This is a genomic window from Rhodococcus sp. ENV425 (assembly GCF_002887785.1).
GTDB lineage: Bacteria > Actinomycetota > Actinomycetes > Mycobacteriales > Mycobacteriaceae > Rhodococcus > Rhodococcus aetherivorans.
The window spans coordinates 1-11,794 of record NZ_PCZU01000010.1 but is presented as its reverse complement, the minus strand read 5'-3'; the positions used below and the strand labels follow the sequence as shown (position 1 = coordinate 11,794).

The 11,794-nt window shown below is 70.2% G+C and carries 12 protein-coding genes; 8 read left to right on the top strand and 4 right to left on the bottom strand.

The annotated features are described in order from the left end of the window. On the bottom strand, window positions 1-245 hold a 245-nt coding region (locus CQZ88_RS00505; protein WP_146034229.1), incomplete at its 3' end, for a ubiquitin-like domain-containing protein. A gap of 286 nt (window positions 246-531) precedes the next feature. Between CQZ88_RS00505 and CQZ88_RS00500 the strand changes: the two genes are divergently transcribed. Together CQZ88_RS00500 and CQZ88_RS00495 are read left to right on the top strand one after the other, a co-directional pair. Beyond that, a complete protein-coding gene (locus tag CQZ88_RS00500; protein ID WP_231386008.1) occupies window positions 532-1,932 on the top strand; it encodes an amino acid ABC transporter substrate-binding protein/permease in 1,401 nt (466 codons plus the stop codon). Beyond that, window positions 1,929-2,699, top strand: a complete 771-nt coding sequence (locus CQZ88_RS00495) for an amino acid ABC transporter ATP-binding protein (protein WP_006944900.1) — start codon at window positions 1,929-1,931, stop codon at window positions 2,697-2,699. Before CQZ88_RS00500 ends, CQZ88_RS00495 begins: the two co-directional genes overlap by 4 nt. 40 nt (window positions 2,700-2,739) lie before the next feature. On the opposite strand, the gene CQZ88_RS00490 is transcribed toward CQZ88_RS00495, so the two are convergent. After that, window positions 2,740-3,165, bottom strand: a complete 426-nt coding sequence (locus CQZ88_RS00490; RefSeq protein WP_006944906.1) for a DoxX family protein — start codon at window positions 3,163-3,165, stop codon at window positions 2,740-2,742. A gap of 208 nt (window positions 3,166-3,373) precedes the next feature. Here CQZ88_RS00490 and CQZ88_RS00485 point away from each other — a divergent pair, with 208 nt between their 5' ends. Beyond that, window positions 3,374-3,883 (top strand): VOC family protein, encoded by a 510-nt coding sequence (locus CQZ88_RS00485; protein WP_006944908.1) that lies wholly within the window; start codon window positions 3,374-3,376, stop codon window positions 3,881-3,883. Beyond that, complete coding sequence (locus CQZ88_RS00480; RefSeq protein WP_065922884.1) at window positions 3,884-4,864, top strand: pirin family protein; 981 nt, start codon at window positions 3,884-3,886, stop codon at window positions 4,862-4,864. A 53-nt stretch (window positions 4,865-4,917) separates the two neighbouring features. Here CQZ88_RS00480 and CQZ88_RS00475 read toward each other — a convergent pair whose 3' ends face one another. Next, the gene (locus CQZ88_RS00475) at window positions 4,918-5,985 is read right to left on the bottom strand and encodes a maleylacetate reductase (RefSeq protein WP_050034774.1); all 1,068 of its coding nucleotides are present in this window, start codon (window positions 5,983-5,985) and stop codon (window positions 4,918-4,920) included. Window positions 5,986-6,028: 43 nt separating this feature from the next. Beyond that, entirely contained in the window at window positions 6,029-6,859 is an 831-nt protein-coding gene (locus CQZ88_RS00470) for a TatD family hydrolase (RefSeq protein WP_006944914.1), read from the bottom strand. A gap of 36 nt (window positions 6,860-6,895) precedes the next feature. Here CQZ88_RS00470 and metG point away from each other — a divergent pair, with 36 nt between their 5' ends. The 4 genes from metG (at window position 6,896) to CQZ88_RS00450 (ending at window position 11,789) form a co-directional block, all read left to right on the top strand. Further along, a complete protein-coding gene (gene metG / locus CQZ88_RS00465; protein WP_050034773.1) occupies window positions 6,896-8,443 on the top strand; it encodes a methionine--tRNA ligase in 1,548 nt (515 codons plus the stop codon). Window positions 8,444-8,485: 42 nt separating this feature from the next. Beyond that, window positions 8,486-9,664: a DUF2786 domain-containing protein gene (locus tag CQZ88_RS00460; RefSeq protein ID WP_006944919.1), complete on the top strand. Its 1,179-nt coding sequence runs from the start codon at window positions 8,486-8,488 to the stop codon at window positions 9,662-9,664. A gap of 107 nt (window positions 9,665-9,771) precedes the next feature. Continuing rightward, window positions 9,772-10,917, top strand: coding sequence for an FAD-dependent oxidoreductase (locus CQZ88_RS00455; RefSeq protein ID WP_174824796.1), 1,146 nt, complete (start codon window positions 9,772-9,774; stop codon window positions 10,915-10,917). Next, entirely contained in the window at window positions 10,914-11,789 is an 876-nt protein-coding gene (locus CQZ88_RS00450; protein ID WP_006944922.1) for an RNA polymerase sigma-70 factor, read from the top strand. The genes CQZ88_RS00455 and CQZ88_RS00450 overlap by 4 nt, the downstream gene beginning before the upstream one ends. Window positions 11,790-11,794: the final 5 nt, after the last annotated feature.

The following is an 11,794-nucleotide window of genomic DNA, read 5'->3' as shown; positions in this document are numbered from 1 at the left end:
TCGGCATCGACGGCCGGGGCCACCACGTCGTGCTCGCCGACGGGGTAGCCGGCGCCGGCGAGAACGTCGCCGACCTCGGAGCTCATGGTGCTGAGCGCGATCCGCTCACCGTCCACGTCGAGGGTGAGTTCCTTGTGCTGAATCAGGGCGGCGACGCCGCCGGCCGCAAGGGTGAGGAAGAGTGCGGCGACGACCACGTACAGCGTGGGCGATTTCGCTCGGTTGATCTTGGTGAAAGGTGACACGGCTATTCCTGCACTGTCGACAACTTCGATCACGGCACGGTAACGAATCGGCATTGATACGGCAACTGCACCATTTCTACCTGCAGTTTCTCGGTAACGAGACAGGTGACGATTCGTAATTTTCGATCAATAGCCGGGCCGCGACCGAAGGTGCGGGCTAGCGTCGATTCGACGCTCGGGAAAACGTGCCGCACGACGCGCGAATTACAGAGGTGGGATTACTTTGGGTGACCGAATTCACCGTCCTCCGGCGCGGCGGAGTGCGGCGCTGCTGACCCTGCTCGGCATGCTCGGCGCGCTGCTGCTCGCTGCCACCCCGGCGGCCCTGGCGCAGTCCCCCGCCGCCGGCCGCACCTACGTCATCGCCACCGACGTGACCTTTGCACCCTTCGAATTCCAGAACGAGCAGGGCGACTTCGTCGGCATCGACATGGACCTGATCCGGGAGATCGCGGAGGATCAGGGCTTCACCGTGGAGGTTCGTCCGCTGGGCTTCGATGCCGCCCTGCAGGCGGTGCAGGCGGACCAGGCCGACGGCGTAATCGCGGGCATGTCGATCACGGAGGAGCGCAAGCAGGTCTTCGACTTCTCGGATCCCTATTTCGAGTCCGGCGTGCAGATGGCGGTACTCGCCGGCAACGACGAGGTCGCGTCGTACGCCGATCTGGCAGGCAAGCGCGTCGCGGTCAAGAACGGCACCGAGGGCGCCGCGTTCGCCGAGTCCATCAAGGGCGAGTACGGGTTCACCACGGTCTACTTCGCCGACTCGGCGAGCATGTACGACGAGGTCCGCACCGGGAACTCGGTCGCGGTCTTCGACGACTACCCGGTGCTGGCGTACGGCATCGCCCAGGGCAACGGGCTGAAGACGGTCACGGAGAAGGAGGCCGGTGCGAACTACGGGTTCGCGGTGAACAAGGGCCGCAATCCCGAGCTGCTCACCGCGTTCAACGCGGGCCTGCAGAATTTGCGGGACAACGGCCGCTACGACGAGATCGTGGAGAGTTACCTCGGCGAGGGCGCCGTGCAGGCCGACAACTCCATCCCCGGCCTGCTCCGCAGCACCTGGCAACTGCTGCTCGAGGGGCTGTGGCTGACCCTCGTGCTGTCGGTCGTCTCGATCGCGATCGCGCTGGTGCTCGGTGCGCTGTTCGGCCTCATGCGGGTCTCACGCAACATCGTCCTGCGCGGGATCGGCACCGCCTACGTCGACGTCTTCCGCGGCACCCCGCTGCTGGTGCAGGCCTTCTTCATCTACTTCGGCATCCCGGCCGCGGCCGGATTCCAGATGTCGGCGTTCACCGCGGGCATCATCACGCTCTCGCTCAACGCGGGCGCGTACATGGCCGAGATCGTGCGTGGCGGCATCCTGTCCGTCGACAAGGGGCAGATGGAGGCCGCCCGCAGCCTCGGCATCGGCTACCTGCCCGCGATGCGCAAGGTGGTCATGCCCCAGGCGGTGCGCACCATGATCCCGTCGTACATCAATCAGTTCGTGATCACGCTGAAGGACACCTCGATCCTGTCGGTGATCGGCATCGCCGAGCTCACCCAGACCGGGCGGATCATCATCGCCCGCAACTTCCAGTCGTTCCAGATGTGGCTGATCATCGGGGTGATCTACTTCGTCGTCATCATGGCGCTGACCAAATTGTCGGACCGACTCGAGAAGAGGATCAACCGTTGACCGAGGCAGCCGCGGCCCAGCCGCTCGAGGACGGTCGCGAGGTGAAGATCCGCGTGCGCGGCCTGAAGAAGTCGTTCGGCGAGAACGAGGTGCTCAAGGGCATCGATGTGGACATCCTCGCCGGCGAGGTGGTGTGCGTGATCGGCCCCTCCGGTTCGGGCAAGTCGACGTTCCTGCGATGCTTGAACCGGCTCGAGGACATCAGCGCCGGTTCGGTGGTGGTGCACGGGTTCGACCTCGCCGACCGGAAGATCGACATCGACCGGGTGCGCCGCCACATCGGGATGGTGTTCCAGCACTTCAATCTCTTCCCGCACATGACGGCCCTCGAGAACATCGTGCTCGCGCCGGTGCTGACGAAGCGGGCGACCAAGGAGGAGGCACGGACGCGGGGGCTCGCCCTGCTCGACCGGGTGGGGCTGAGCGAGAAGGCCGACGCGAAGCCGGCCAACCTGTCCGGCGGGCAGAAGCAGCGCGTCGCGATCGCACGGGCGCTGGCCATGAATCCGGACATCATGCTGTTCGACGAGGCGACCAGCGCCCTCGACCCGGAGATGGTGGGCGAGGTGCTGCAGGTGCTGCGCGACCTGGCGGCCGAGGGCATGACCATGGTCGTGGTCACGCACGAGATGGGCTTCGCCCGGGAGGTCGCCGACCGGGTGCTGTTCATGGCCGACGGGTACGTCCTCGAGGAGGGCACGCCGAAGGAACTGTTCGGGAGCCCCCGCCAGGAACGGACCCGCGACTTCCTCGCGAAGGTGCTCTGAGGCCGGCGCCCGGTTCCCGGGCGCCGGTCCTCACCCACGGCTACGCGGTCTGCAGGAACCGCACCCGGCGGGCGAGCAGGGCGTCGACGCTGTAGGCGCCGGCGCCGACGACGGCGAGCACCAGCGCACCCGCGCCGAGGGCCCCGACGAGTTCCCATCCGCCGTCGGTGACGTAGATGCCGTTGCCGATGTGGACGACGAAGAACGCGCCGAGCATGTTGATCAGCAGCAGGACGCCGAAGATCGGCACGAGCAGGCCGATGATGAGAGCGATGCCACCGAGCGTTTCCACCCAGGTGGCGTAGAAGGCGGACAGCGCGGGCACGGGCACGTCCATGCCCTCGAATCCGGCCTTGGTGGCGGAGTATCCCTGGTTGATCTTCTGCAGGCCGTGGGCCAGGAAGACGATGCCGATGACCACTCGGGCGACGAGCAGCCCGACGTTGCGCAGGACGGGGTTGTTCATGGAGATGACCTTTCGGTGCGGGCGGTGGGGGGCTCGTCCTTCGATCGAAGCCGCGTCCACGGTAGCTGCGCAAGGTTGAAGGTTCAACCTTGGGGTGCCCGAGCGCCCCGGCTGCCGGAAGGTCGGGGGCCGAAAAGTAGTTGATTAATCAACAATGTGGAGTATGCTCCTCGTCGAAGGGGCAATCACCGGCCGAAGGAGCACTATCGTGGCAATCAGCGTGGAAGAGGAGCGCAGCCGCCGATCCGCGACGCTGCGGGAGGAACTGCGCAGCCGTTACCTCCGGCCGGTCGACGAGCGACCCGCGTCGTCGGCCCGCGGGCTGCACCACACCGCGCTCGTCAGCAGCGACGTCGAACGCACCGTGCGCTTCTACCAGGACGTGCTCGAATTCCCTCTCACCGAACTGATCGAGAACCGTGACTACCCCGGTTCCTCGCACTTCTTCTTCGACATCGGCAACGGAAACCTGCTGGCGTTCTTCGACTTCCCCGGACTCGACGTCGGGCCCTACCGGGAGGTCCTCGGCGGCCTGCACCACATCGCGATCAGCGTCGAGCCCGGCAGGTGGGAACGCCTGCGCACCAAGCTGACCGACGCCGGCGTCGAGCTCGTCGAGCACAGCGAGGTCTCGCTGTACTTCCGCGACCCCGACGGCGCCCGCATCGAACTCATCGCCGACCCCCTCGGCGAGATGTACGGAAACAAGGTCCTCTAGATGAGCAACGTCGACGCCGAGCCCACCGAGATCCGCTGCGAAACCGAGCCCGCCCCCACCCGTGTGCAGATCATCACCTCCCGCGAGGTGCCGCTCGGCGGCCCGCGCGCGATGCCGGTCCGCCGCACCCTGCCGCAGCGCGCCCGGTCCCTCATCGGGGCCTGGTGCTTCGCCGACCACTACGGGCCCGACGACGTCGCCGCCACCGGCGGAATGGACGTCGCGCCGCACCCGCACACCGGCCTGCAGACGGTGAGCTGGCTGTTCGCCGGCGAGATCGAGCACCGCGACAGCCTCGGCAAGCACGCGTTCGTCCGCCCCGGCGAACTGAACCTCATGACCGGCGGCCACGGCATCGCCCACTCGGAGGTCTCCACGCCGGCCACGACGGTCCTGCACGGCGTCCAATTGTGGGTGGCCCTGCCCGACGCGCACCGCGGCGCACCCCGCGACTTCCAGCACTATGCCCCCGAACCCGTCCGGATCGAGGGCGCGACCGTGAGCGTGTTCCTCGGCTCCCTCGCCGGGTCCGCGTCGCCCGTGCACACCTTCACCCCGCTGCTCGGCGCCGAGATCACCCTCGACCCGGGCGCGACCGTCGAACTGGCCGTCGATCCCGAGTTCGAGCACGGTCTGCTCGTCGACACCGGCAGCGTCCGCCTCGCCGGCACCGTCCTCGCCCGCTCCGCGCTCGGCTACGTCGGCACCGGAGTCCCCACGCTCCCCCTGACCAATCTCACCGTCGAACCCGCGCGGGCCGTCCTGCTCGGCGGTACGCCGTTCGGCGAGGAGATCGTCATGTGGTGGAACTTCGTGGGCCGTAGCCACGACGAGATCGTCGCGTTCCGGGACGAGTGGCAGCGCGAGGGGGAACGCTTCGGGCGGGTCGAGGGCTACACCGGGAAGGTGACACGGCTACCCGCGCCGGCGCTGCCGAACGCGCAGATCCGGCCGCGCCGCAACCCCCCGACCGCCCCCTGAGTGAGCACACACCGAGTGAGCACACACCGAGGGCACACACCGAGCGCGCACCGTCACTCGGGGCGGACTCCGGCATAGGCGTCCCCGAGCAGGCGCCGCACCCCGACCCGGGTCACCTCCCGCGGGTTGGGGTACTGCCGCTCGGTGGCCAGGTGCGCCGCCTCGTCGAGGTCGCCCTCGGACATCCCCAGTTCGGCGAGCGTCGTCGGGCCGCCCGCCGCCGCCACCAGGTCGAAGACCCCGGCCGGGGCCGTGGGGGTGCCGAGGGCGTCGGCAATGCGGCTCATCACGGTCGGCACCGACGGCGCGTTGAACGCCATCACATGCGGTAGCACCACGGTGTGCGTCGGCGCGTGCGGCAGGTCGAAACTGCCGCCCAGGACATGACACAGCTTGTGGTGCAAGCCCATTCCCACCGCGCTCAGGCACGTGCCGGCCAGCCACGCCGCGAGCAGCAGATCCGAGCGGCCCTCCCGGTCCGCGGCGTCGGCGCCGAGGACCGGCACGCCCCGGGCGATCGCGCGGATGGCCTCGAGCGCCAGCGTGTCGACGATCGGGTTGGCATGCTCGGCGTACAACGCCTCCACGGCATGCGCCATCGCGTTGATCGCACTGGTCACCGCCATCGGGATCGGCATCGACAGGGTGAACTCGACGTCGTAGATGACGGTCTCGGGCAGGATGGCCGGCGACGAGTGCGTGGTCTTCACACCGTCCGCGGTTTCCCCGAGGACGGGAGTCACCTCGGATCCGGCGTAGGTGGTCGGCAGGATCACCTGGTCCACGCCGGTGCGCACCGCGATCGCCTTCGACAGTCCCGTCGTCGACCCCCCGCCCACGGCGACGACGGCATCGATGTCGTGTTCGGAGACCAGGCCCAGCACCTTCTCGGTGACCGCCACCGGCGTGTGCATGACGGCGCCGTCGAACCGGGCGACCTGCAGCCCACCGAGGGCCTTCTCGACGAGTTCCACCTGCGGACGGACGTGCTCACCACCCAGCAGGAGAACCCGGGAGCGGTCGAGGCGGCGCACCTCGTCGGCGACCCGCGCCGCGGTTCCCGGCCCGAACACCACCCGTGACGGCTGAGCGTTGTAGACGAAGCTGTGCATGCCGTCCATTGTCCCGGCCGCACGGGCCGGCCGCCTCGGAACGGCGACACCGTTACGAAAGTCCGTACACCCGTTCGGCGTTCGCGGTGGTCGCGGCGGCCAGCTCGGCCGGGTCCGCGCCGCGCACCTCCGCCAGCGCCCGCACCGTGTACGGCAGGCAGTACGACTCGTTGGGCGCGCCGCGGAACGGATGGGGCGTCAGGAACGGAGCGTCCGTCTCCACCAGCACCTGCTCGAGCGGCACCAGCGGGGCCGCGGCACGCAGCGCCGCGGCGTTCTTGAAACTCACCGTCCCGGAGAAGCTGAGCAGGTAACCGGCGTCGACGCAGGCCCGCGCCATGTCCGCGTCCGACGAGAAGCAGTGGAAGATCACCGTCTCCGGCGCACCCTCGTCGTGCAGCACGCGCAGCAACTCGGCGTCGGCGTCGCGGTTGTGGACCATGAGGGTCTTGCCGAGCCGTTTGGCCAGGTCGATGTGCCAGCGGAAGGCGTCCTCCTGCTCGATCGGGTCGGCGCAGCCGTCGAGCTTGCCGGGCCAGTACAGGTCCAGGCCGGTCTCCCCCACCGCGACCACGCGCGGGTCGGCGGCGAGCTTCTCGATCTCGGCCCGGGTGGCGTCGTCGAGCGCGTTCGCCCGGGTGGGGTGGATCGCCACGGCGGCGTAGACCCGCTCGTCCCAGTGCGCGGCGTCCACGGCGAAGCGGGCGGCGACGATGTCGTCGGCGACGGTGACGACCCGTCCGACCCCGACCGCGGCCGCCCGGTCGAGGATCGCCGCCACCGACTCGGCGTCGTGCGCGCCGCACGCGTCGAGGTGCGTGTGGGCATCGACGAGAGGCGAGAGCGGCTGCGGAGGCTCGGGCGCGGGGCGGGTTCGGCTCACGGCCCATACACTATCTACCTATAAAGTGGACGCACCATGACTGTTCCTGCCGCCTCCCGCCCGCCGTTCTACCTGACGACCGCGATCGCTTACCCGAACGGCGCCCCGCACATCGGCCACGCCTACGAGTACATCTCCTCGGACGCGATCGCCCGGTTCAAGCGCCTCGACGGCTTCGACGTGTTCTTCCTGACCGGCACCGACGAGCACGGCCTGAAGATGCAGCAGACGGCGGCGAAGGAAGGCCTGGACGTGCGGGACCTCGCGGCCCGCAACTCCGGGGTGTTCGAGGCCATGGACAAGTCGCTGAACATCTCCTTCGACCGGTTCATCCGTACCACGGACGCCGATCACCGCGAGGCGAGCAAGGCCATCTGGCAGCGCATGGCCGACAACGGCGACATCTACCTCGACACCTACTCGGGCTGGTACTCGGTGCGCGACGAGGCGTTCTACGCCGAAGCCGAGACGACGGTGCTCGAGGACGGTACGCGCATCGCCACCGAGTCGGGCACCCCGGTGGAGTGGACGGAGGAGTCGACGTACTTCTTCCGGCTCTCGGCGTATCAGGACAAGCTGCTGAAGCTGTACGAGGAGCGACCGGACTTCATCGCCCCCGCCACCCGGCGCAACGAGATCGTCAGCTTCGTCTCCGGCGGGCTGAAGGATCTGTCGATCTCCCGCACCACCTTCGACTGGGGCGTGCCGGTGCCGGACCACCCCGAGCACGTGATGTACGTGTGGGTGGACGCGCTCACCAACTACCTGACGGGCGCGGGCTTCCCCGACACCGAGGCGGAGTCGTTCCGCCGCTACTGGCCCGCGAACCTGCACATCATCGGCAAGGACATCACCCGGTTCCACACCGTGTACTGGCCGGCGTTCCTGATGTCGGCCGGAATCGAGCTGCCCGAGCGGGTGTTCGTGCACGGCTTCCTGTTCAACAAGGGCGAGAAGATGTCCAAGTCGGTCGGCAACGTCGTCGACCCGCTCGAGATGGTCGAACAGTACGGTCTCGATCCGCTGCGCTTCTTCCTGCTGCGGGAGATCTCCTACGGCCAGGACGGCAGCTACAGCCACGAGGCGATCGTGACCCGCGTCAACGCGGACCTGGCGAACGAACTCGGCAACCTGGCGCAGCGCTCGCTGACGATGGTCGCCAAGAATCTCGACGGCGTGGTGCCGACCCCCGGCGACTTCACCGAGGACGACCGCGCGCTGCTCGCGCAGGCCGACGCCCTGCTCGAGAAGGTCCGGGCCGAGTTCGACGTGCAGGCACTGCACCTCGCACTGGAGACGATCTGGCACGTGCTCGGCGAGACGAACCGGTACTTCTCCGCGCAGGCACCGTGGGTGCTGCGCAAGACGGACCCGGCCCGGATGGCGACGGTGCTGTACGTGACGCTCGAGGTCGTGCGGATCGTCGGCCTGCTCGTGCAGCCGGTGATGCCCGATTCGGCCGCGAAGATCCTCGACCTGGTGGGCCAGGACCCGCAGGCGCGGCAGTTCGCGGACATCGCCACACGCCTCGCCCCGGGCACCCCGCTGCCGGCCCCGGCCCCGGTGTTCCCGCGGTACGAATAGGCATCCCGCCGCCTGTCGGTGGCCTCGTGCACACTCCCGCGCATGGGGCGAGATAGAACATACTTTCGACAGGCGCCGGCGGGGTCCGGGGCATCCGACGAGGTCTTCCACCTCGGCACCCGGCCACTTCTCGACGAACTGTGCGCCGCCTACGAGCGCGGCTGGCAGCCCGCCGACGTGCTGCACGTGACGGCCCGGTCCGGCGACGCCACGGACGTCCCACTGGCGGCCGCCGCGGTGCTGTACGACGCCCGGCGCAGCCACGCGGCCGACCGGGCGCCCATGGACTGGGTGCAGCAGCTCGGTGTGATCGCGGAGCGCTGTCCCGGTGCCGCGCGGATCGCCGAACGGGTTCCGCCCGACGCACCGGTGCGCCACCTCGGCGTCGAACTGCTGCGCGAGCTGCCCGGCCTGTCCCGCTTCCAGGTGATGGGGCTGGCGTTCGCCTGGAAGTACCTGCCGCGGTTCGCCCCTCTCCTGCCGCCGCCGTCGCAGTGGCCGCCGTTGCGCCCGGTCCCCGCGGCCGGCGAATCCCTGTGCCCGGACCCGAGGGTGCTCGCACGGATCCGCGGCCTCCTGGCGAAGGCCGAGTCCACGGACTATCCGGAGGAGGCCGAGACCCTCACCGCCAAGGCGCAGGAGCTGATGACCCGGTACGCGATCGGCGCGGCCCTGCTCACCGGCGCCGAGACGGGCGCCGCGCGGGGGCGCCGCCTGCACGTCGACAACCCGTACGCGAAGGAGAAGGTGCTGCTGCTCACCGCGATCGGGAACGCGAACCGCACCCGCACGGTGTGGTTCACCAAGGTCGGGATCGCCACGATCGTCGGCGCCGACGTCGACCTGCAGCAGGTCGAGGTGCTGTTCACGTCGCTGTCGGTGCAGGCGAGCCGGGCCGTGCGCGCGGCCGGGACCGGGGGCCGCACCGGCGGCGCGGCGACGGCGTTCCGTCGCGCCTTCCTGGCGGGGTTCGCATACCGGATCGGCGAACGGCTGCGGCAGGCCGACGTGCGCGCCACCGCGGCCGCCGCGGCCGACGCGAGCATGGCCGTCACGCAGCTCGCCCCGTTGCTGGCCCGTCGCTCCGAGGCCGTGGACTCGGAGTTCCGCCGGTTGTTCCCGACGACCCGGTCGACGCGCACACGCAGCGTCGACGCCGAGGGGTGGTTCGCGGGCCGGGACGCGGCCGAGTCGGCCTTCCTCACCCCCGGTTCCCCGTAGCGGGCCGGCCGTGTGAGCACTGCCACGCCGCACCCTGTCACATTCGCGGGCCGGCCGGTGTCCCATGCACGACCGCGAAATCGTCGACAGCAGAAGGGGTGGTCAGGATGGCAACCGACGTGGTGGTGCTCGGGGCCGGGTACGCGGGCGTGATGGCAGCGAACCGCATGCTCGCCGCGCATCCGGAGGTATCGGTGACGGTCGTCAACCCGCGACCGGTGTTCGTCGAGAGGGTGCGGCTGCACCAGCTCGCGGCCGGATCCGGTGCGGCCGCGCACGACCTCGCCGAGGTGCTGCACCCGGCGGCGGTCGTGCACCTCGGCACCGCGGTGCAGATCGGTGCGGATCGTGTGCTGCTCGCCGACGGGACGGCGCTGCCGTTCGACGTGGCGATCTACGCCGTCGGCAGCGGCGCCGGCGTGCCCGCGATCCCGGGCGCCGACCGGCTGCACTCGCCGGCCGAGTTCGAACGCGCCATGGACACGGCCGCCGCGCTCGACAGGCTCGGCGACGGTGCCGGCGTGGTGGTCGTCGGCGGCGGGCTCACCGGCGTCGAATCGGCCGCCGAGATCGCCGAGGCGCATCCCCACCTGACCTGCACCCTCGTCGGGGACCCCGTCGCACACCTGCCCGGCGCCACCCGGCGGTTCGTCGCCGCACGGCTGCGACGGCTCGGTGTCCGGGTGCGGCCGGGCCGGGTCGTCGCGGTCACCGGGCGGGAGGTGCTGCTCGCCGACGGCGAAGCGGTGCCCGCGGAACTCACGATCTGGGCGGGCGGCTTCACGGTGCCCGACCTGGCCCGGCGGAGCGGGTTGCCGGTCGACGGGACCGGTCGGCTCCGCGTCGACGCCACCCTGCGGAGCACGGGCGCAGCCAACGTCGTGGGGGTGGGCGACGCCGTGACCGTCGACGGCCAGGATCACATCCGGATGAGCTGCCAGGCGGCGCTGCCGCTCGGCGCGCACGGCGCCGACACGGCATGGGCGCTGCTGGCGGGCCTGGAGCCGCAGCCGCTGTCGCTCGGTTTCGTGGCGCAGTGCATCTCGCTGGGCCGGGCCTCCGGCGTCGTGCAGCGCACCCGCCCGGACGACACGGCCCGCGGCGGCGCCCTGCGCGGTACGTTGGGCGCATTCGGCAAGGAGATGGTGGTGCGCGGAACGGTGTGGACACTGCGCCGGCAGGCACGGGGGCACGGCTATCCCTTCCCGAAGGGACCGGCCGCTGCGCACGATCCGATCGCGGCGCCGCGATGACGCACGACGAGCTGTTCACCCGGCACCGCGGCCTGCTGTTCGGCATCGCGTACGAGATCACCGGCAGCGTCGCCGACAGCGAGGACATCCTGCAGGACAGCTACCTGCGGTGGGCCGAGGTGGACCTCGACGAGGTCGCCAACCCCCGGGCGTATCTGAGCCGCGTGGTCACCCGGCAGGCGCTGAACGCGCTGCGCACCGCGCAGCGTCGCCGGGAGGACTACGTCGGGCCGTGGCTGCCCGAGCCGGTACGCACGGCGCCGGATGCCGCCGAGGACGTCCTGCTCGCGGAGTCGGTGTCGATGGCGATGATGCTGGTGCTCGAGACACTCGGCCCGCTCGAACGGGCGGTGTTCGTGCTGCGCGAGGTGTTCGGATTCGACCACGCCCAGATCGCGGCGGCGGTCGGCAGGCCGGAGGCGACGGTGCGGCAGATCGCCCACCGCGCCCGAAGCCACGTGCACGCGCGGCGCAAGCGGTACACGGCGTCCGGCGCGGAGACCCGCCGGGTGGTCGAGGAACTGCTCGCCGCCGCCGGCACCGGCGACGTGGAGGCGCTGATGAAGGTGCTGTCCCCGGAGGTGGTCTACGTCGCCGACGGCGGGGGCAAGGCGACGGCCGCACGGGTTCCGGTGTCCGGGGCGAAGAAGGTCGCGCGGCTGTTGCGGAACCTGGGGCGCAGGCCCCTGCCCGACATGCGCTTCGAGTTCGCGTCGTTCAACGGTCTGCCCGCGCTGGCGGTGTACTCGGCCGAGCGGCTCGACCTCGTGATGATGATCGAGACGGACGCGGGCCTGGTCACGGGCCTGTATGTGGTGCGGAACCCGGACAAGCTCGGCGCGGCGGACAGGGTGATGCCGCCGGTCCACTGAACGCC

Coding starts and splice junctions, on each gene's coding strand:
- CQZ88_RS00500 (WP_231386008.1), top strand. CDS start 532: ATGCTCGGCGCGCTGCTGCTCGCTGCCACCCCGGCGGCCCTGGCGCAG.
- CQZ88_RS00490 (WP_006944906.1), bottom strand. CDS start 3,165: ATGAACAACCCCGTCCTGCGCAACGTCGGGCTGCTCGTCGCCCGAGTG.
- CQZ88_RS00480 (WP_065922884.1), top strand. CDS start 3,884: ATGAGCAACGTCGACGCCGAGCCCACCGAGATCCGCTGCGAAACCGAG.
- CQZ88_RS00475 (WP_050034774.1), bottom strand. CDS start 5,985: ATGGACGGCATGCACAGCTTCGTCTACAACGCTCAGCCGTCACGGGTG.
- metG (WP_050034773.1), top strand. CDS start 6,896: ATGACTGTTCCTGCCGCCTCCCGCCCGCCGTTCTACCTGACGACCGCG.
- CQZ88_RS00460 (WP_006944919.1), top strand. CDS start 8,486: ATGGGGCGAGATAGAACATACTTTCGACAGGCGCCGGCGGGGTCCGGG.
- CQZ88_RS00455 (WP_174824796.1), top strand. CDS start 9,772: ATGGCAACCGACGTGGTGGTGCTCGGGGCCGGGTACGCGGGCGTGATG.
- CQZ88_RS00450 (WP_006944922.1), top strand. CDS start 10,914: ATGACGCACGACGAGCTGTTCACCCGGCACCGCGGCCTGCTGTTCGGC.